17 protein-coding genes are annotated in these 20120 nt (G+C 45.0%); 8 read left to right on the plus strand and 9 right to left on the minus strand.

The features are described 5' to 3' along the window. Window positions 1-2 precede the first annotated feature (2 nt). From QZ942_RS09575 to aroA, 5 genes are all read right to left on the minus strand, one after another. Complete coding sequence (locus tag QZ942_RS09575; RefSeq protein WP_013964622.1) at window positions 3-212, minus strand: lipopolysaccharide assembly protein LapA domain-containing protein; 210 nt, start codon at window positions 210-212, stop codon at window positions 3-5. A 219-nt stretch (window positions 213-431) separates the two neighbouring features. After that, on the minus strand, window positions 432-728 hold the full coding sequence (locus QZ942_RS09580; RefSeq protein WP_013964623.1) for an integration host factor subunit beta: 297 nt from the start codon (window positions 726-728) through the stop codon (window positions 432-434). Between the two features lie 9 nt (window positions 729-737). Next, window positions 738-2450 (minus strand): 30S ribosomal protein S1, encoded by a 1713-nt coding sequence (gene rpsA, locus QZ942_RS09585; RefSeq protein ID WP_292994997.1) that lies wholly within the window; start codon window positions 2448-2450, stop codon window positions 738-740. A gap of 126 nt (window positions 2451-2576) precedes the next feature. Continuing rightward, complete coding sequence (cmk, locus tag QZ942_RS09590; protein WP_292994999.1) at window positions 2577-3266, minus strand: (d)CMP kinase; 690 nt, start codon at window positions 3264-3266, stop codon at window positions 2577-2579. Window positions 3267-3286: 20 nt separating this feature from the next. Then, window positions 3287-4603 carry a 3-phosphoshikimate 1-carboxyvinyltransferase gene (gene aroA / locus QZ942_RS09595; protein WP_292995053.1) on the minus strand — a complete coding sequence of 439 codons (1317 nt, stop codon included), beginning with the start codon at window positions 4601-4603 and terminating at the stop codon, window positions 3287-3289. 432 nt (window positions 4604-5035) lie between these two features. On the opposite strand from aroA, the gene QZ942_RS09600 reads away from it, so the two are divergent. Beyond that, window positions 5036-5284, plus strand: a complete 249-nt coding sequence (locus QZ942_RS09600) for a hypothetical protein (RefSeq protein WP_292995001.1) — start codon at window positions 5036-5038, stop codon at window positions 5282-5284. A 118-nt stretch (window positions 5285-5402) separates the two neighbouring features. On the opposite strand, the gene QZ942_RS09605 is transcribed toward QZ942_RS09600, so the two are convergent. From QZ942_RS09605 to QZ942_RS09620, 4 genes are all read right to left on the minus strand, one after another. Next, window positions 5403-7919 (minus strand): DNA topoisomerase III, encoded by a 2517-nt coding sequence (locus QZ942_RS09605; protein WP_292995003.1) that lies wholly within the window; start codon window positions 7917-7919, stop codon window positions 5403-5405. A 164-nt stretch (window positions 7920-8083) separates the two neighbouring features. Further along, window positions 8084-8542, minus strand: a complete 459-nt coding sequence (locus QZ942_RS09610; RefSeq protein ID WP_292995005.1) for a DUF494 domain-containing protein — start codon at window positions 8540-8542, stop codon at window positions 8084-8086. A gap of 65 nt (window positions 8543-8607) precedes the next feature. Further along, window positions 8608-9708 (minus strand): DNA-processing protein DprA, encoded by a 1101-nt coding sequence (gene dprA, locus QZ942_RS09615; RefSeq protein WP_292995007.1) that lies wholly within the window; start codon window positions 9706-9708, stop codon window positions 8608-8610. 18 nt (window positions 9709-9726) lie between these two features. After that, window positions 9727-10761 (minus strand): LysM peptidoglycan-binding domain-containing protein, encoded by a 1035-nt coding sequence (locus QZ942_RS09620; RefSeq protein WP_292995009.1) that lies wholly within the window; start codon window positions 10759-10761, stop codon window positions 9727-9729. Window positions 10762-10857: 96 nt separating this feature from the next. Between QZ942_RS09620 and def the strand changes: the two genes are divergently transcribed. The 7 genes from def (at window position 10858) to tkt (ending at window position 20067) form a co-directional block, all read left to right on the plus strand. After that, window positions 10858-11361: a peptide deformylase gene (gene def / locus QZ942_RS09625; protein ID WP_292995055.1), complete on the plus strand. Its 504-nt coding sequence runs from the start codon at window positions 10858-10860 to the stop codon at window positions 11359-11361. A 124-nt stretch (window positions 11362-11485) separates the two neighbouring features. Further along, window positions 11486-12418: a methionyl-tRNA formyltransferase gene (gene fmt / locus QZ942_RS09630; RefSeq protein WP_292995011.1), complete on the plus strand. Its 933-nt coding sequence runs from the start codon at window positions 11486-11488 to the stop codon at window positions 12416-12418. Window positions 12419-12436: 18 nt separating this feature from the next. Continuing rightward, window positions 12437-13714, plus strand: a complete 1278-nt coding sequence (gene rsmB, locus QZ942_RS09635; protein WP_292995013.1) for a 16S rRNA (cytosine(967)-C(5))-methyltransferase RsmB — start codon at window positions 12437-12439, stop codon at window positions 13712-13714. A gap of 7 nt (window positions 13715-13721) precedes the next feature. Further along, the gene (locus QZ942_RS09640) at window positions 13722-14321 is read left to right on the plus strand and encodes a DUF4390 domain-containing protein (RefSeq protein ID WP_292995015.1); all 600 of its coding nucleotides are present in this window, start codon (window positions 13722-13724) and stop codon (window positions 14319-14321) included. Beyond that, window positions 14321-16498, plus strand: coding sequence for an ATP-binding protein (locus QZ942_RS09645; protein WP_292995057.1), 2178 nt, complete (start codon window positions 14321-14323; stop codon window positions 16496-16498). The genes QZ942_RS09640 and QZ942_RS09645 overlap by 1 nt, the downstream gene beginning before the upstream one ends. 149 nt (window positions 16499-16647) lie before the next feature. Continuing rightward, window positions 16648-17910, plus strand: a complete 1263-nt coding sequence (locus QZ942_RS09650; RefSeq protein WP_292995017.1) for a sigma-54 dependent transcriptional regulator — start codon at window positions 16648-16650, stop codon at window positions 17908-17910. 141 nt (window positions 17911-18051) lie between these two features. Next, a complete protein-coding gene (tkt, locus tag QZ942_RS09655) occupies window positions 18052-20067 on the plus strand; it encodes a transketolase (protein WP_292995019.1) in 2016 nt (671 codons plus the stop codon). Window positions 20068-20120 lie beyond the last annotated feature (53 nt).

Below are 20120 nucleotides of genomic sequence, written 5' to 3' on the forward strand. Positions count from 1 at the left end.
CTTTATTTATGGGTGTTACAACGGCATCGCACAAAGATTAGGGCGATAAGACTGCCCAGTGCGAAGAATATCAGAAGCGCAACACTTAAAGGAAGCTCGATCGATTTGTCCAGATAATAAAACAATTCAATTGGTTGTGCATTTTTGGAAGCGAATACAGCAAGAATTACAAAGACTACAATGCGCAAAAACCAAGCGATTATGTTCATCATGATGAGTTTAGCCCATATATGTTGATAAATGATTAATTATAAGCTTTACATAAGCTAATTGAATAACAAATTACTAAAATAGGAATGGTCAATTAAGCATTCGATATGACTATCTAAAGTAGAAATATAAATTTAATAACTTAAATACATTATTTTTTGATCATGCTGCATTAGGTGAGAGCACTTCTAATTTTTAGAAGTGCTCTTCCTTTGATTCGGCTACTTGTTTTTTATATCTTTATAATCAACACGTTCACGCATTTCTTTTCCTGCTTTAAAATGTGGAACATATTTTTCAGGTACTTTGACTTTTTCGCCTGATTTCGGGTTGCGGCCAATACGCGGAGGTCTATAATTTAAATCAAAACTGCCAAAGCCGCGTATTTCTATACGCTGACCTTGGGACAGACTTTTTGCCATTGCATCGATAATCGTCTTGACTGAGAGCTCCGCATCTTTGGTGACTAATTGCGGAAAACGTGCCGCTAGTCGAGTAATTAATTCAGATTTTGTCATGAATTTTCCTTATTGCTCTGTGTTCTTACTATCCATTTTAGCCTTCAGTAAAGCACCCAAACTGGTTGTTCCAGCATTAACAGGCGTTTTAATTTTTTGCATGGCACTGGATTCATCTGATTTATCTTTTGCCTTAATCGAAAGATTAATGGTGCGATTCTTGCGATCCACATTGATAATCATAGTTTCGACCTTATCGCCTTCCTTCAAGTGAGTGCGTATATCTTCGACGCGGTCACGTGAGACTTCGGATGCGCGCAAGTAGCCTTCTACTTCGTTAGTCAGCGCGATTACAGCGCCTTTGGCGTCAATGGACTTCACAGTGCCTTCAATAATGCTGTTTTTATCGTGTTCTGCGACAAAGCTGGTGAAAGGATCACCTTCCATTTGCTTGATACCCAGTGAAATACGCTCGCGTTCAACGTCGATGGAGAGAATGACCGCTTCTATCTCATCACCTTTTTTATAATTAAGAACGGCTTCTTCACCAGGATGATTCCAAGATAAATCAGATAAATGCACAAGACCGTCAATATTGCCGGGTAATCCGATGAACACACCAAAGTCTGTAATGGATTTAATTTGTCCACGGACCTTATCGCCTTTCTCATGATTTGCGGCAAATTCTTCCCATGGGTTGGTTTGGCATTGTTTCATGCCCAATGAGATGCGGCGGCGTTCTTCATCAATCTCAAGAATCATTACTTCGACTTCATCGCCCAATTGAACAATCTTGGATGGATAAACGTTTTTGTTGGTCCAATCCATTTCAGATACATGCACTAACCCTTCAATGCCCTGTTCGATTTCGATAAAAGCACCGTAATCGGTTAAATTGGTTACTTTGCCAAATAGACGGGTGCGTGCTGGATAACGCCGTGACAGTCCTACCCATGGATCTTCACTGAGTTGTTTCATGCCTAATGAAACACGATTTTTTTCCTGATCAAACTTGAGTACTTTGGCGGTAACCTCATCGCCGATATTGACCACTTCGGATGGGTGCTTAACGCGACGCCATGCCAAGTCGGTAATATGCAGCAGTCCGTCAATTCCGCCCAGATCAACGAATGCGCCGTAATCAGTAATATTTTTGACTACACCTTGAACAACCGAACCTTCCTGCAGGTTGGACAATAAGGTTTCACGATCTGCACCTTGTGTCGCTTCCAGCACCGCGCGGCGTGATACCACTACATTATTACGCTTGCGATCAAGTTTAATGACTTTGAATTCCATTTCCTTATTTTCATAAGGTGTAGTGTCCTTGACGGGGCGGATATCCACTAGCGAGCCGGGCAGAAACGCACGAATGCCATTGATCATAGCAGTCAGGCCGCCTTTCACTTTCCCATTGACCATGCCGGTTACTATCTTGCCGCTTTCCATCGCTTCTTCAAGATCATGCCAGGCGGTCAGGCGTTTAGCTTTATCACGTGAGAGGTGTGTTTCTCCATAGCCGTCTTCCAGAGACTCAATGGCAACACTGATAAAATCACCCGGCTTAACTTCAATTTCACCGCGATCATTTTTAAATTCTTCGATAGGAATGTAACTTTCGGATTTAAGGCCAGCGTTGACAACAACGATATTGTAGTCAACACGGACAACTTCGGCGGTGATTACTTCACCGGTCCGCATTTCCTGGCGTGTAAGACTTTCTTCAAAAAGTGCGGCAAAACTTTCGGGGGATTTCTGGGTTGCAGTGGCAGCTGTAGTCATTATAAAAAATACCTGATTGATCATTCCGGCTGGATGAATATCCAACGGACTGGGTTAATTAATAAAATGTTTGAATAATAAACTCATTTTATCTTCTTTAAAGACAGAAGATAAAGAATGCTGTTATTACTTATCCAAACGCGGGTTTTTTGCAGAGATTACATTATACCAGGAGAGAACGGCGTCTTGTGCCTGGGATATGGTAAGTGAAGTCGTATCAAGCAGTTGTGCATCAACCCCTTGTCGCAAGGGTGCAATGCTGCGATTGCTGTCGCGTTCGTCACGTTTCTGGATATCCTGCAATAAGTCGGCGATATTATCACTCATTCCTTTCTCTATCAACTGCTTATATCGCCTTTGTGCGCGAACTTCCGCGCTAGCAGTTAAAAATATTTTGAGAACGGCATTGGGAAAGATAACGGATCCCATGTCACGTCCATCCGTAACCAATCCGGGCGGCTGGCAGAATGCGCGCTGACGCTCTGTCAGCGCTTCACGAACCTGTGGATGGGCGGCTATTTGTGAAGCCAAAATACCGCATTGTTCTGCCCGGATATCGTCAGTGACGATAGTGCCATCTAAATAGACATCTTCATTCACAAAAACCACATTCAAGTTTCTGGCGATTTCGGCGAGTTGGTCTGTATTGTGAGTGTCAGCATGGGATCGCATTGTTTTCAATGCAACCAGACGATATAGCGCGCCACTGTCGAGGTAATGGAATCCGAGTTTTTTGGCGATCAACTGAGCAATGGTGCCTTTGCCGGATGCGGATGGGCCGTCAATGGTGATGATGGGAATTTTATGTGTATCCATTAAACAGTCTTGTTATAGAGTTATTCAGGATGGGCGATTTGTGAAAAAATTTCAAAATAATCGGGAAATGTTTTTGCAACACAGCCGGGGTCGTTGATGCGTACCGGTGCTCCCAGAGATGCCAATGCAAAGCACATGGCCATGCGATGATCATCGTAGGTATCAATTGTTGCATGTGAGTGCAAGCCATTATCAGGGGGAATGATGCGCAAGTAGTCTTTGCCTTCTTCAACAGTCGCACCTAATTTGCGCAACTCAGTAGACATGGCCGCAAGGCGATCTGTCTCTTTCAGGCGCCAACTGGCAATATTGCGTAGCGTGGTGACACCTTCTGCGAATAATGCGGTAACTGCAAGCGTCATGGCGGCGTCCGGAATATGATTGCAATCCAACTCAATGCCATGCAGAAATTTTCCGGAATGATTGGCTTCCGCGCCGCATGCTTCGATCCAGTTTTCTCCCATGGATAGGTGTGCTCCCATCATTTCCAATGCGGCAGCGAAATGGATATCGCCTTGTGCACTATCACGTCCGACTCCCTGGACGCGTACCGGGCCATGCCCGATTGCGCCTGCTGCCAGAAAATAGGAGGCTGATGACGCATCACCTTCAATGCTGATATGACCTGGGCTACAATAATTCTGTTGTGCCGGTATCATAAATTTCTGCCAATTGATGTGTTCGACGCGCACACCAAAACGTTGCATTTGTGCGAGCGTTAATTCGATATAGGGTTGCGAGATTAAGGTGCCGGAAACATTGATGAAGGAATCTTTTCCGCTGAGTGGCAACGCCATCAGCAATCCAGTTAGAAACTGACTGGAAACATCGCCTTTTACGGTAACAGAAATGGTGTCGCTTTTAATACGTGAATCGGCTGGTTTGATTTCCAGAGGGGGAAAGCCGGGGTTGCCCAAGTAAGTGATACTGGCGCCGAATTGGCGTAATGCATCAACTAGGTCTGCAATGGGCCGTTCATGCATGCGCGGCACGCCGGCTAACCGGTAATGCCCCTGCATTAAAGACAGTACCGCAACTAAAGGCCGAAATGCAGTGCCGGCATTGCCGAGAAATAAATCAGCTTCTGTCACTGGGAATTTTCCCTTTTCTCCGATGATGCAGTAATCGTTTATACCTGTTTGTGTTATTGAAACACCCAGTTTGATAAGTGCATCCAGCATACGTGCCGTATCATCAGAAGCCAATAAATCATGAATCTGTGTGGTACCTTCGGCCAATGCAGCAAGCAGGAGAATTCGATTGGAAATACTCTTTGATCCAGGCAGTCGTACGATGCCATGAGCATTTTTAGCAAACGGGAGATCAAGCCATTCCATGATGTATGCAGTAGTAAAAATTGCTAGATGATATCCCATTAATACACTCAGGGCGTAATTTTATTGATCTTAAAGGGCGCCGCATTCAGCTGGAATTTCCTGAGTTGATTCGTTAAATTTGGAAAAATCTTTATTTAACTATCTTGTTTAGGGTAATCTATCGCAGTAAATTTCTAGCGTAGAATACATTGTTAGCTGAAGCGCTTTTACAGGCTGTTGAAAAACGTATTCGAAGGCAGCCGATGCAAGGAAAGACAAGCGAAAAGCGCATCATTTATGCATGATAAATGACATCTGAGTTTGTTTTTAACACCATAGCGGCAACACAGATAGTTTTCAAGGGCCTGTTAAGAGGTATTTGCTATCTGGCGCTGGAATAAATTGGTGCAGCAAGATTTTCGTACTATTTTCACAAAATAAGAGGTTGATTGAATGGAAGATGCAGAAATTGCTTTAATGTTTTCTTTACTGACTATTCCTGTGGCTATCTGGTTGCAGTTATGGGTAAAGAATCGCAGAGAAAAACGGAGAAATGTTTTAGGTGAAGAAGAATTTGAAAATACATCACGGGCATTCATTTCAATCATTTTAGAGGGAACTGCCATTGTGGGAGGACTCATCATGATTATTATGGGGGCCGGAGGGGTAATTAAGTACGTCCTCAATTTTTATGCTGCGTAATTTTTAGGCTTATTGGAAAAACTGAAGACATTCGGGTAATCAAACGATACCCGAATGTCTTTTCTGTGATTCGTTATTGATTCCTCGATAAAAGCAAATAAACCCTTGGTTATTCTCGCTATGAAGTAGCCTTGCTGGTTGTTTTGGTTCTGGATTGCTTTGTTTTAGATTTTGTTTCGGCTGTTTTCTTGGGGGCTTTCTGCTCAAACTCAAATCCTATTTTTCCATCTACATTTCTGACCAAGTAAGCTGAAAAAGGCCTGCCTTTTTTGGAAATGAATTTTGTGAGCAGGTCTGTTTTTCCAGTTTCCAGCAATTTGGTGATTTGCTCGCGCTCTATCGGGCGGGTAAGGATGATTTTTCCTGTTTTAAAATTGCAGGTACGGGTTGCCCCGACGGATTTCTCACAAACATACTGAAGGCCATGCTCATAAACAGCATGATTGCATTTTGGGCATTTTCCTAAGGGAACTTGGTTGCTGAAATCGACTTCTTCATGGTCTTCATCGCTGTTGCCAAAATCAAATTTCATTTCAAAAGTGTCTGTCAGTTTGATGATGGCATTAAACGATTGTCCCATCTTGCTCCGAAAACCTTGCAGAGGACCTACTTCGCGTTGAGTAATCAAGGTCTCCATTTCATCAACCTCAAATTGGCGTCCGGCCAGAATTTTCCAGAGCGCAAAATCACATTTCTGGCATTGGAATTTTTTATAGGTTTCATGCACGATACCACCACATTTAGGACAGGGGGATTTTAGTAAGGAGAAATCTCCTGCAATGGTTCCCCCGCGATGGGTTTTGGCTTGTTCCACAATATGACTTGTCATTGCGGCAATTTTCTCCATGAACGCAGTGCGTTTTAGGTGACCTTGCTCAATCTGACGTAACTGAAATTCCCAGTTACCTGTTAATTCAGGTGAAATAAGTTCGGGAATCTTTAGGCCGCGTAATAACGTGATTAGTGAGAAAGCTTTGGCAGTTGGGTGAAGCTCGCGTCCTACACGCTGTAGATAATTCTCAAATACCAAACCTTCAATGATAGCTGCACGTGTTGCTGGTGTGCCCAGACCCTTTGCGCTCATGGCTGCACGTAGTTCTTCATCTTCAACGAGTTTCCCTGCCCCCTCCATGGCAGAAAGTAATGTGCCCTCATTAAATCTTGCTGGCGGGCGAGTTTGATTAGCGATAACGTTAATTTCTTCAGTGATAACCGATTCACTCGGGGTAATTGCGACGAGTGTTGTGTCATCTTCCAGATCATCCAATTTGGCTGACTTGCCATATACCGCCTGCCAGCCCGGATTAACCATGACTTTCCCTTCGGTTCTAAAAGGCTCGTTTTCAACCCGGGTAATGCGGGTGGTAATCAGAAATTCGGCGGCGGGAAAGAAAATAGCCAAAAAACGTTTGGTAACCAAATCATAAATTTTTGCTTCGGCCTCATTTAATTTGGTCGGGTTTAATGAAGTGGGGATGATAGCAAAGTGATCTGAGATCTTGGCGTTGTTGAAAATACGTTTGTTTGGAATCACCCAGTTTGAAGCCAGAATCTGCTGGGAAAATTTTCCATAATCCGTATTTCTCAGGCTTTGCAAAGTATCTTTAACGGTGGCGATATAATCTTCCGGTAGTGCACGTGAATCTGTCCGCGGGTAAGTCAATACTTTATGTTTTTCATATAATGCTTGAGCCAGGCCGAGTGTCGTTTTGGCAGAAAAACCAAAGCGGCTGTTGGCTTCCCGCTGTAAGCTGGTCAGATCATAAAGCAATGGGCAGATTTCTTTGCTTGGTTTGCTTTCTTCGTTAACTTGACCAGGCTTCCCCTGGCATTTGTCACGGATGACTTCGGCTTTTTTTTGCTCCCAGAGTCGTTCAGGTTTTAATTCAAGATTGACTTTATCTTTGCTGAATTTCTCATCAAACCACTTACCGTTATAGCAGCCATTACTGGCTGCAAACGTGGCATGAATTTCCCAATAGTCCTGAGGGCGGAATTTTTTGATTTTTTCTTCACGCTCGACAAGAATCGCTAATGTAGGTGTCTGTACCCGCCCAACTGTGGTTTTATGAAATCCCCCTTCTTGAGAATTAAAGGCAGTCATGGCACGCGTGCCATTGATCCCGACCAGCCAATCTGATTCTGAGCGGCTGACGGCAGCTTCAGCCAGCGATTGTACTTCCGAATTGTCCAATAACTTGGTAAACCCTTCCCGGATCGCATCGGGCGTCATGGATTGCAACCAAAGGCGTTTGACCGGTTTATTGGTGCCGACATGGCGCAGGATATAATAAAAAATCAGCTCACCTTCACGTCCCGCATCACATGCATTGATAAGCGTATCCACATCTTTACGCTTGATGAGTTTGCTGAGTAATTTTAAACGTGAGGAAGTTTTCTCGATTGGGTTCAAATCAAAATGCGGTGGAATAACCGGTAGATTAGCAAAGCTCCATTTGCCGCGTTTTACTTCATATTCTTCTGGAATAGCCAGTTCGAGCAAATGGCCTACGGCCGAAGATACGACATACTGGTCGTTTTCGAAGTAATCAGTGTGCTTGGTAAAGCTACCCAATACCCGCGCGATATCTGCTGCGACAGAAGGTTTTTCAGCAATAATCAGCGATTTACTCATGAATTTTCCGGGAAATGCCACTGACTATTAATGTGAAATTAAACATGTTGTTTTACTACTGAGTGATTATTATGAATAGGGATTGCAAGCATATATGCTGAGTATATTGGGCATACGCACGCCAGCGGTTATCCGTTATGACAAAATAAAGGATACGATTAGTCTTAATGCCGGTAATGAGAATCGCTGACAATCAACAATTTCTCAAGGATGACATCGTCAGTGAGCTGGTTCTGGATCCACAATTCTGTTAAAACAATCAGTTTGATTTTTTCAAGGCTGGATGAATTTTCATCCAGCGTCAGCACGCGATCAATCAACAATTCCCTTTGTAACGGGTTAATGATGCCAGCTTGCTCCAGAAAGAAAATAAATCCCCGGCCTTCAGTGTCAATTTTTTCTATTTCATACTCTGTAAAGCAGCGGAAAGAGTCGTTTTCTGCAAAGCTTTCCGGATAATTGCCGATATCGTGACGTGCTAGCTCTGAGAGCCAGTTCAGCGTCTCGTTAATATCTTCATCTGCAAATCCGGCCATGGTGAGTTTGCGAGTCAGAGTGGCAGAGTCAGGATAACTTCCTGAGTCAAAATAATTTTCAAATAAATAAACGAGTATATCGAACATAATTGAGTTTAATAAGTTGCAAGTCTATATACAGACTTGCAATCTTTGGTTGATCTTATCCGATGTTATTGAATTCTCTGATAACATCCTCCCGGCAAACTGCTGACCTGACCGTCAAGCTCAAGCGTTAGTAGCATGGCTGATACAACTTCAGCCGTCAAGCCACTACGGGCGCACAGCGTATTAATATCTACGGCATCATAGCCTAGATATTTGAGTAATAAAGTATTTTTAGTTGGTTGCTCGGTAGTAAATTCTTTTCCTTTGTCGAGATTTTCATCGCTGACTAATGGAAAATAATTTAATTCATCTAAAATATCCTGTGTATTTTCTATCAGCTTTGCACCTTGCTTAATCAGTGCATGACAGCCTTTTGAGAGTGGTGAATGAATAGAGCCTGGGATCGCCATTACTTCGCGTCCTTGTTCTAATGCCTGACGTGCTGTGATCAGTGATCCGCTTTGTAACGCAGCCTCTACCACCAGACAACCTTGACTCATGCCGCTGATAATACGGTTCCTGCGCGGGAAATTCGTCCCGATGGCGGGCGTGCCGAGAGGAAATTCGGAAATTAGTGCGCCTTCTTTTGCCAGTTTATGTGCCAAAAGATGATTCTTAGCAGGATAAACAATATCCAAACCAGTGCCGACAACAGCGATGCTGGCAGCTGCGCCGCGCAAACCGCCTTGATGAGCAGCGGTGTCGATACCTAATGCCATGCCGCTGATGATGCAGAATCCGGCATTGCTGGCTGCTTCAGAAAAAGCCTCTGCATTGGATAGACCTTGCGGTGTGGCATTGCGGCTTCCAACGACAGCCAGTGCGGGTTTCCGCAAGAGTTCCCGCTGCCCTTTGAAATAAAGTAACGGGGGGGGGTCGGTAATGTTAAGTAGTTGCGCTGGGTAATCCGAATCGGCCAAAGTGATGATGGCATTGGCGGGGTCTTCCAGCCATTTAAGTGCACTAGAAATTTTATTGCGATCAGCACCCTGCCTAATGCGTTTGGCGATTGGGCTCTTTACAATGCGTTCGAGTGCTGTGATATGGGTTGAAAATATTGCCGTAGGACTGCCAAAAGCAATTAGAAGCCGACGGATGGATTCGCCGCCCAGGCCGTCAATGAGATTAAGATTCAACCATGATTCAATATCTGGCGCATGTTTCATGAATGTACGGCACTAATTTTAAGGCGTTTTAACGGCATCCAGAATTTTTATGGAATGTGTGCTTTGCACAACCAGTGCATAGGATATTTTATCAAAGACACGAAATACAAATACCAACCCGGTTCTTTCATCCGGTAATTGTACCATTTCTCCTTTAAGGGATTTGGCTTGGCTTTTTCGATAGATAGCGAGCACATGCCCCATTTCCAAGTTATCCAGTTCGCCTTTATTCAGTGTGACAATGTCACCTTTGCCAATTTCAGTGACGCCGCCATAGACAGAAATAATTCGTCCGTTGATTGAAAAATCCGGCGCATGGGGTGCATAGTTATTGAATAGGGTATCAGGGGCGGGAACCAGGCGGTCGCCTTTGAGAATTTCTTCCGTGGCACGAGTGATAGTTACCGTACTGACATCAGCAAAAACATTCGCTTTGGCATCCCCTAGGTAGGTTGCCTCATAGCCAAGGATCAGGCCTTCTTTGTCCGGGTCTTTCAGTGCTTTGCCGGGGCGGAAGATTTGCCATGTTGCACCTTTGTCTTGCGGTAATCCACTGACATAAACTGTATTGTCGGTACTTAAAACCACCCGGCCTTCACTGGAGCCCAGTATATACGGTGCATCGGCAAGACCATCCTTCTCAATGACTAACGGCTGGCTTAGAAATGGCTCGATAGCAGCAGCCGGTATGCTGGGGATAGCCGCAGTGCTCGATTGTTCTGTACGAATTCTAGGTGATAGTTTGACTGTTTTTATTCCACCTTCATCTTCTACAAGACGCAACCGGTTTCCATGGGGTGTTTTTTCCAGTATCACAATATCGCCGGGGTAAATTTTGTGCGGATTCTTCACCTGTTCACGGTTGAATCCCCAGATTTCTGGCCAGCGCCAGGGGTCTTTAAGAAACCGGGAAGCAATTCCCCACAGGGTATCACCGGGTACAACCACATGCTGATCGGGTGTATCGCCCCGCAATATAATGTTCTCAGCTTTAACTGGTGTAACAGAAAGCAGGCCCAGGCATAAAATCATAGCTATAATAGGCTTTCGCATGAACGATCTCAATGATAGGTTATAAAGCATAAGAATGATTATCTAATGATACGTTCTAAATGTGCGATTGAGTTTATTAAACTAAACAAAATTTTCATGGCTATTCTAAAAATATTACAATACCCGGATGAGCGGCTACATACTGTGGCGGCTCCCGTAGCGCAAGTCACTGACAAAATCCGCTTGTTAATAGATGACTTGGCTGAAACAATGTATGCTGCGCCTGGCATAGGATTGGCAGCGACACAAGTGGATGTGCATAAGCGTGTGATTGTTATTGATACTTCTGAAACACAGAATCAACTGCTTGCTTTGATTAACCCTGAAATTATTACTAGTAATGGCCTATCTGATTATGAGGAAGGTTGCTTATCAGTTCCAGGTATCTACGGAAAAGTACAACGTGCCGAATCGATTACTGTAAGAGCTCTAAATGCTCAAGGCGAATCATTTGTTCTGGATGCTAATGGTTTATTGGCGGTGTGTATTCAGCATGAGATGGATCACTTGGCAGGAAAAGTGTTTGTGGAGTACTGGTCACGGCTTAAGCAGGCACGCACACTGGCAAGATTAAAGAAAAAACAGCGCAGCACCATGTAAACATTGTGCTTTTGTGAAAATATGATGCGTTTTTACCCTGAAGTTACCTCGGATTAATGGTTTTCTTCTGTCAATGGCTTAGAATCCCCGGAATTCAAATAAATGAAAGATTGATGTGCCTAGGATGAGAATCATTTTTGCTGGAACCCCCATTTTTGCTGCGACTGCATTGGATGCTTTAATCAAGGTAGGTTATGAGATTGTGCTGGTTTTGACTCAGCCGGATCGTCCTGCTGGTAGAGGAATGAAAACGGTTGCCAGTGCGGTCAAATTGCTTGCCCAACAACAGGACCTTGCGTTATTACAGCCATTAACACTTAAAGCTGCCGAAATACAAATGCAATTGCTGGCATTAAATGCAGATGTGATGATTGTGGCGGCGTATGGATTAATTCTACCCGAAGCTGTATTAAAAATTCCTCGCCTGGGTTGTTTGAATATACACGCTTCGTTATTGCCACGCTGGCGTGGGGCTGCGCCGATTCAACGGGCTATTCTGGCGGGTGATCATGAAACCGGTATTACGATCATGCAAATGGATGCGGGGCTGGATACCGGCGCCATTTTATTAAAGCATGAGATGGCGATCGCAGCGGATGATACGACGCAATCATTGCACGACAAGCTGGGTCTGCTCGGTGCGCAGAGTGTTGTTGAGGCTTTGGTGTTGCTGCAACAGGGAAAACTTGTTTCCACCATGCAAGATGAGACATTGGCTTGCTATGCTGCCAAAATAAAAAAAACTGAAGCAGAAATTGATTGGCGACAGAATGCTGAGCAGATTGACCGTGTTGTGCGCACGTTTAATCCCAATCCAGGCGCCTATACTTATTTCCGGGATGTTGTCCTGAAGATTTGGCAAGCAAAAGTGGTTGCAGGGCGGGGAGTCGGTAAACCAGGGGAAATTGTTGTGGTTGATCGTGAAGGCATTACTGTAGCTTGTGGTTCTGGCATGTTGCAGATTGAAATAGTGCAAAAACCCGGTGGCAAGAAATTGAGTAGTGCAGATTTTCTGGCGGGGAATAGTTTGCAGCCGGGTGATATTTTTCTACCGTGAACCATTCCACTTCAAAGCATGATTAAAACCCAACTTGTTGCATCTTCTACAATCGGTAAGGTGCTGGCTGGCGCAAGTTTGACGGGAGTATTGCAGGAAGCTTGGCGCGCAGACACCTTGTTATCAAAGCAGCAAAGAGGTGCCATTCAGGATTTAAGTTATGGTGTGTTGCGATTTTATGGGCAATTGGAGGCAATTCTTGGTTTGTTGCTGAAGAAATCGCTACGTGACAAGAGTCTGCACCATCTACTGTTAGTCAGCTTATATCAATTGCAATACAGTAAAACATTGCCGCATACAGTGGTTGATCAGGCCGTTGCAGCCTCACGATCTTTGGTGCATGGCAAAGGCATGCAGGGACTGGTGAATGCGGTATTGCGCAATTTTATCCGGCAGCGCGAGAGCTTGTTAAAAAAAGCTGCTGAAAATGAGGTCGGGCGGTATTCGCATCCGCAATGGTGGATCGATAAATTGCGCTGGCAATACCCGCAAAACTTCCATGCCATATTGGAGGCAGACAATAAACGTCCTCCGATGACTTTGCGGGTTAATCAACGTAAGATCAGCGTGGAAAGTTACTGTAAGCTGTTGGCAGAGAAAGCGATGCATACAGAGTTGTTAGGGTCTGGCGCGCTGCAATTGAAACAGCCGGTTATGGTGGAAAACCTGCCTGGTTTTGCAGAAGGCCTGATAACCGTGCAAGACGCAGGAGCTCAGTTTGCTGCGACGTTTCTGGATGTGCATGATCGCATGCGCGTATTGGATGCTTGTGCGGCACCCGGAGGGAAAAGCACACATTTGCTGGAGTTGGCCGATATTTCGCTGACGGTACTGGACAATGATTCAGCTAGGCTTATCCAAGTTCAGCAAAATCTTGCGCGGTTGAATGTGACGGCTGAACGTTTGCTGTGCGGGGATGCCTCGAATCCCGATGCATGGTGGGATGGTCAGCCGTATGATCGTATTTTGGCGGATGTACCTTGTTCTGCATCTGGTGTAGTATGCCGACACCCAGATATTAAATGGTTACGGCGTGAAAGTGATCTGGTCAAATTTGCAGCCATTCAACAGGCAATTCTGAATGCATTGTGGAAAATTTTAAACAGGGATGGTAAGTTGCTCTATGTAACCTGCTCAATCTTTGCCGAAGAAAATACAATGCAGATAGAGAAATTTCTTAAACATCATCCTGATGCCTGTCCATTACCGCTTTCTGGGGCAGCAATGGTGGATGGGCAACTGTTACCAGATATTCAACATGATGGTTTCTTTTATACATTGCTGCACAAAAGCTAGCCAAAGTATGTGGCGTGCACAGTTATCACTTGCCAATTTGATTTTTTTGCTATTGATTTTGTTGTTGCCGGTCGCGGTTGCGCAAGCGGAAGGCATCCAAATAAAGTCTGTCAGTATGACAGCAGTTGAACAAGGGTATGAAATCGGCATTGATTCTGAGATTGCTCTTAATGCCACTTTGGAGCAAGCGCTTGAGAAAGGCATCGTGCTTTACTTTGTGACCAAATTCAGTTTAATTGATTCGCGTTGGTATTGGCTTTACGACGAAGTTGCGCGTGGTAAATTAAGAGTTGGGTTACGATATTACGCGTTGACGCGTCAATATCATTTGAACCATCCAACATTTTCACAAAGCTTTAACACGTTAACGGAAGCATTGCAGGCTTTGGGTCAATTGCGTGATTATCCATTGATTGTCAAATCTGCTTTAAAGCAGGATGTTGATTATATCGCATCATTGCGTATCTGGCTTGATTTGACACGGATGCCCAAACCATTCCAAGTTGAAGCTTTGGGTTCCAGTAAGTGGGATTTGAGTTCAGATAAGCTGGAATGGCGTATGAAATTACCAACACCAGAGCAACCGTTCCAGATGAAAGGCCATTAATGAAATATGTACTCATTATTGGAGCGGGATTGGGAGCGGTTATGCTTTTTTTGCTGGCAACAGCAGGCGCCAACACTGAGTTTTTTGAAAGGAAATACCGGCTATTGCTGGGTATCAACATTGCTTTCGTATTGTTTCTCATGGTTATCGTGGGATTTTTGTTGTGGCGATTCCGGCGCAGACTCAAGTCGGGTGTATTCGGCTCCCGGTTGGCGCTACGTTTAATGTTGGTTTTCTCTTTGATGGCGATTCTTCCTGGTGCTTTGGTGTATGCCGTATCGGTTCAGTTTCTTGAGAAGAGTATTGAGTCCTGGTTTGATGTTAAAGTGGACCGCGCGCTTGAAGGTGGTTTGAGTCTAGGGCAAACCATGCTTGAGAACTTACTGGGAGAATTACAAAAGAAAGCACAGGCTACTGCATTGATATTATCTGAGTCTTCCAGCCAACCGTTGCAAGTGCTTAATGAGTTATTGCTGCAATCGCAAATTGAGGAAGCAACTTTATTTAATCAAGATGGCAAAGTAATTGCATTTTCCAGTGAAAGTAACTTGGCGTTATTTCCTGAAATGCCCAACGCAATGGTGTTGCGACACATTAGAATTCAAAAAGCTTACAGTGCGATTGAATCCATCGCGGATAAGGGTTTGTATTTGCGCGTGGTTGCGCCTGTCAATGTATTGAGTCTGAAGGAAGATATCCGGGTGCTTCAGTTTTTGCAGCCGGTTCCTGTGCAACTGGCAAGAGATGCCGAACGGGTGCAAGCAGGGTATCGGGATTATCAGGAGCTTTCTTTGTCTCGCCAGGGATTAACTCGGTTGTATAGTGTTACATTGACACTGGCATTGCTTTTGTCATTGTTTTCAGCATTGGCGGCTGCTTCATTGCTCAGTGAAAAATTGAGCGCTCCACTCGGCATGCTGGCGGAAGGTACGCGTGCTATTGCGCAAGGCGATTACAGCCGCCGTCACTTGGTCCAGAGTAGCGATGAGCTGGGTGTGTTGACAGAATCTTTTAATTTGATGACGCAACAACTGGAGGAAGCGCAAGCGACAGCGCAACACAATCAGCAGGAAGTGGAGAGCGCGCGTGCGCATCTGGAGAGTATTCTGGCAAATCTCTCATCCGGTGTATTGGTGTTTGACGATCAATTGGTTTTATCCAAGGCAAATCGCAGCGCAGAGCAAATACTACAAATCCCTATGATCAGTCTGGATGGTTCAATCATTGAAGGTTGTGTGAATAATGAACCGCAATTGAATACTCTGGTTGTAGAGATCAGAGAAGGTTTTAACTCTGGAGAGACAGGTGTTTGGCAGCGTCAATTAACGCGTTCAGGGGATGGTAATAATCAAGTCTTACTGTTACGGGGAACACGTTTGCCCAAGATATCGGGGGGGGGCGGGGTGGTGGTTTTTGACGATATTACTAATTTACTACAAGTGCAGCGCGCAGTTGCCTGGGGTGAGGTTGCGCGCCGACTCGCGCATGAAATTAAAAACCCGTTGACGCCGATTCAACTCTCTGCTGAACGGGTGCAGCATAAGTTGATCAATAAACTGGATGTGGAGGATGCAAAAATACTGCGCCGTTCTACAGAGACGATTGTCAATCAGGTTGAAGCGCTAAAAAGAATGGTCAATGAATTCAATCAGTATGCGCGTGTTCCTGAATTGGAATTACGTCAGCTTGACTTTAATCGATTGGTGCGAGAAGTGTTGTCACTGTATGAAACAGCAAGTATGACAACCGATAATAGTAAACACATACAAATCAAACCGGCATTGGCAGATGATTTGCCTGTGGTCAGAGGCGATGCTGCGCAGTTACGACAGGTGCTGCATAATTTGTTGCAGAATGCGCAAGATGCCTTGGCAGATACATCAGAGCCTGTGATCGAGGTGAGGACCGAGATGGTGCATGGGGGTGTGCAACTGAGTGTGCGCGATAATGGCTGCGGTTTTTCAGACGAGATCAGGGCGCGGGTTTTTGAGCCTTATGTCACGACCAAGTCGAAAGGTACTGGATTGGGGCTGCCCATCGTCAAGAAAATTGTTGAAGAGCATGAAGGTTTGATTCACATTGAAAATATTAAACCCCGTGGCGCACAAATTTCAATTATCCTGCCGACGGTAGAAAAGAATATCTCTGCGGGAAATAACAAACTGGCGTTAAGTTAAATTAATGAATCAGTGATTACAGGAAAGATGAATAAAATCTTTCATACTCGGGCACTCGTCAATCAAAAAAACTTGGAATCCATAGATGATCGTGAAATTTAACAGTTATGAATAAGCTGATTAGATTTCGTTAGTGGAGAGAATTCTAAATGATAACAAACAATACAATACTTGTTGTTGATGACGAAATTGGCATACGCGAATTGCTGTCTGAAATTTTGCGTGATGAAGGCTATCGTGTGGCGTTGGCAGAGAATGCTGAACAAGCACGAATCTGGCGAAGCCAGACGCGTCCGGATCTGGTGTTATTGGATATCTGGATGCCAGATACCGATGGCATTACACTGCTGAAAGATTGGGCCAGTAACGGAATGCTGACGATGCCGGTGATCATGATGTCTGGGCATGGCACTATCGACACAGCGGTCGAAGCGACGCGTATTGGTGCATTTGGTTATTTGGAGAAACCAATACCGCTGCAAAAATTGCTGAGTACTGTCAGTAAGGCCTTGCGAGGGGGGCCAAGTAAGCAGCAATCAACACTTTCTCTCGCCAGTTTGGGTAAGGGTGCTTTGATTGCAGATCTCAGGAAAAGATTAGAACAAGTTACAAATCTGAAAACGCCTTTGCTGCTGATGGGTGAACCGGGGGCCGGCGCGGAGATTTGTGCGCGTTTTATGCATCGCCCTAATACACCCTGGGTGGAGCCAGAGACATTGTTGTCGTTAGCTGAATCACCTCTCGATTTGCTGGAACTTGCGCGTGGTGGTCTGTTATTTCTAAAGGATGTGGGTGAAATCAGTAAATTGGCGCAGAAGGGTTTGTTGTTATTGTTTAGCAAGCTGGATAAATATAACGTGCGGTTGGTTTGCGCGACATCTCAACCTTTGGCAGAGTTAACGGCACAAGGCGTTTATCATCCCAAATTATACGAAGTGCTGAGTAGTTTAAGCATCGGCATTCCAGCATTGAGAGCGCATCGGGAGGATATTCCTGATTTGGCCAGTCAAATTTTGTCACGTTTTGTAGAATCGGGTGAGGCTTCATCAATTTTGCAGTTCAGCACGGCAGCGCTTAACTGCTTACGGAATTATGATTGGCCTGGCAATCTTACACAGTTAACAGGTGTCGTGCATTCTTTGGCATTGACATGTACCGGTGATGAGATTTCGGCTGAAGCCGTTCAACAGGCAATGGTTTTTCCAGAATCGGTTTCCACATCTGTTGCTCCTGAAATTCCGCTGGATCTTTCGCTGCGCGAAGCACGTGATTTATTTGAAAAAACTTACTTTGAAAGGCTGATTGATCAGGAGAGCGGTAATATGACGCGTGTGGCTGACAGGGCTGGGTTGGAGCGCACACATCTTTATCGCAAAATAAAATTACTGGGAATTAAACTGCGGGGAAACTGATTTTGTAAGAAAATTTTGCTGCTACTGGATTGGTTTTGTGCGCAGAATAATAGATAATACTAATTTTTCCGCCGATGTATCGCATATGAATATGCAGACCGGCCATTTCTATTTGTTGAAAATATAGGGGAGTTAGTATCGATGGGTACATTTAAGGATTTTGACGCGCCGGTGTTTAAAGATTTGACCAGTGCAATTCGCGCGTTGGCTATGGATGCCGTGCAAAAAGCCAATTCTGGTCACCCCGGTATGCCGATGGGTATGGCTGAAATTGCTGAGGTGCTGTGGATTCATCATCTGCGTCATAATCCTGGCAATCCGGAGTGGGTCGACCGTGACCGGTTCGTGCTTTCCAATGGGCACGGATCCATGTTGATCTATGCCTTATTGCATCTGACCGGCTACGATTTGCCAATGGAAGAAATTAAGCGTTTCCGGCAGTTTCATTCGAAGACACCCGGACATCCGGAATATGGCTATACCCCCGGCGTAGAAACCACAACAGGTCCATTAGGTCAGGGTATTACCAATGCGGTAGGCATGGCGCTGGCAGAAAAAGTGCTAGCCGCTGAATTTAACCGTCCTGGCTATAATATTGTGGATCACTACACCTATGTTTTTCTGGGTGACGGCTGCCTGATGGAAGGCATCTCGCATGAAGCGTGTTCCTTGGCAGGTACCTTAGGTTTAGGCAAACTAATCTGTTTTTACGATGATAATGGTATTTCCATTGATGGTCATGTGGAAGGCTGGTTTACCGACGACACGCCAAAGCGGTTTGAATCTTATGGCTGGCATGTTGTGCCCAATGTCAACGGGCATGATCCAGAAGCGATTGAAGCGGCGATTGAGGCTGCCAAGCAAGTAAACAATAAACCATCAATGATTTGTTGCAAAACGGTCATTGGATTGGGCTCACCAAATATGGCCAATACCCATTCGGTACATGGCGCCGCGTTGGGTGATGTAGAGATTGCGGCTACTCGTCCACACATTGGCTGGCATCATCCACCTTTTGAAATTCCACAGGAGGTTTATAGCGCTTGGGATGCAAAAGCGAAAGGCCAAATACTTGAAACGGAGTGGAACCAGAAATTTGCTGAGTACGCAGAAAAGCATCCTGCCGAAGCCGCTGAGTTTAACCGTCGTATGGCAGGCGATTTACCCGCAAACTGGCGCAGTCATGTTGACGGCGTTATTAATCAGGTCAACGCAAAGGCAGAGACGATTGCTAGCCGCAAAGCCTCGCAAAACGCGATTGAAGGCTTGGCACCAATTCTGCCCGAATTGATCGGCGGTTCTGCGGATCTGGCGGGATCTAACTTGACTTTATGGTCAGGCTCTAAGGGAATTAGCCAGAAAAACGGTGGTAATTATGTTTACTATGGCGTGCGTGAATTTGGCATGAGTGCCATGATGAACGGATTATCGTTACATGGCGGCTTGATTCCTTATGGCGCCACATTTTTGATGTTTTCTGAATATGCTCGTAATGCGCTGCGCATGGCTGCATTGATGAAAATTCGTAATATCTTCGTATTTACCCATGATTCCATAGGCTTGGGTGAGGATGGCCCGACGCATCAGCCAGTGGAGCAGACAGCCACATTGCGTTATATCCCCAACATGGATGTATGGCGGCCCTGTGATACCGTTGAATCAACTGTTTCTTGGGCGCGCGCTATCGAACGTAAAGACGGCCCTTCAATATTGATTTTTAGTCGTCAGAATCTGCCATTTCAGAAGCGGGATACAGCTACGATCAAATCGATTGATAAGGGTGGCTATGTCTTGTCTGAAGCAGGCAACGGGAAAGCACAAGCTATCCTGATTGCCACAGGTTCAGAGATGGGTTTGGCTATGAATGCACAAAAAGTATTGGCTGAAGAGGGTATTCATGTGCGCGTTGTTTCCATGCCTTGCACGAATGTATTCGATCGTCAGGAACCATCTTACAAGGACAGTGTCTTGTCAAAAGGCGTTAAACGGGTTGCCATAGAAGCCGGTGTGACAGATTTTTGGCGTAAATACGTCGGTCTGGAAGGCGCGGTGGTAGGTATGGATACCTTTGGTGAATCGGCACCGGCGGATGTATTATTTAAGCATTTTGGCTTTACCGTCGAGAACGTGGTCAAGACAGTCAAAGGCATTCTCTAATCGAATTGATGATTAAAGTAGTTGGGTGACTATGTGTATTCACCTGGCAGCAA

Origin of the sequence: Nitrosomonas sp., assembly GCF_021731985.1 — a bacterium.
Lineage (GTDB): Bacteria > Pseudomonadota > Gammaproteobacteria > Burkholderiales > Nitrosomonadaceae > Nitrosomonas.

What these genes read in the sequence shown, in the direction of transcription:
- tkt (WP_292995019.1), top strand. Translation starts at nt 18,052, where the DNA reads ATGGGTACATTTAAGGATTTTGACGCGCCGGTGTTTAAAGATTTGACC.
- rpsA (WP_292994997.1), bottom strand. Translation starts at nt 2,450, where the DNA reads ATGACTACAGCTGCCACTGCAACCCAGAAATCCCCCGAAAGTTTTGCC.
- cmk (WP_292994999.1), bottom strand. Translation starts at nt 3,266, where the DNA reads ATGGATACACATAAAATTCCCATCATCACCATTGACGGCCCATCCGCA.
- def (WP_292995055.1), top strand. Translation starts at nt 10,858, where the DNA reads ATGGCTATTCTAAAAATATTACAATACCCGGATGAGCGGCTACATACT.
- aroA (WP_292995053.1), bottom strand. Translation starts at nt 4,603, where the DNA reads ATGGAATGGCTTGATCTCCCGTTTGCTAAAAATGCTCATGGCATCGTA.
- rsmB (WP_292995013.1), top strand. Translation starts at nt 12,437, where the DNA reads ATGATTAAAACCCAACTTGTTGCATCTTCTACAATCGGTAAGGTGCTG.
- dprA (WP_292995007.1), bottom strand. Translation starts at nt 9,708, where the DNA reads ATGAAACATGCGCCAGATATTGAATCATGGTTGAATCTTAATCTCATT.
- QZ942_RS09650 (WP_292995017.1), top strand. Translation starts at nt 16,648, where the DNA reads ATGATAACAAACAATACAATACTTGTTGTTGATGACGAAATTGGCATA.
- fmt (WP_292995011.1), top strand. Translation starts at nt 11,486, where the DNA reads ATGAGAATCATTTTTGCTGGAACCCCCATTTTTGCTGCGACTGCATTG.
- QZ942_RS09600 (WP_292995001.1), top strand. Translation starts at nt 5,036, where the DNA reads ATGGAAGATGCAGAAATTGCTTTAATGTTTTCTTTACTGACTATTCCT.
- QZ942_RS09620 (WP_292995009.1), bottom strand. Translation starts at nt 10,761, where the DNA reads ATGCGAAAGCCTATTATAGCTATGATTTTATGCCTGGGCCTGCTTTCT.
- QZ942_RS09640 (WP_292995015.1), top strand. Translation starts at nt 13,722, where the DNA reads ATGTGGCGTGCACAGTTATCACTTGCCAATTTGATTTTTTTGCTATTG.
- QZ942_RS09580 (WP_013964623.1), bottom strand. Translation starts at nt 728, where the DNA reads ATGACAAAATCTGAATTAATTACTCGACTAGCGGCACGTTTTCCGCAA.
- QZ942_RS09645 (WP_292995057.1), top strand. Translation starts at nt 14,321, where the DNA reads ATGAAATATGTACTCATTATTGGAGCGGGATTGGGAGCGGTTATGCTT.
- QZ942_RS09605 (WP_292995003.1), bottom strand. Translation starts at nt 7,919, where the DNA reads ATGAGTAAATCGCTGATTATTGCTGAAAAACCTTCTGTCGCAGCAGAT.
- QZ942_RS09610 (WP_292995005.1), bottom strand. Translation starts at nt 8,542, where the DNA reads ATGTTCGATATACTCGTTTATTTATTTGAAAATTATTTTGACTCAGGA.
- QZ942_RS09575 (WP_013964622.1), bottom strand. Translation starts at nt 212, where the DNA reads ATGATGAACATAATCGCTTGGTTTTTGCGCATTGTAGTCTTTGTAATT.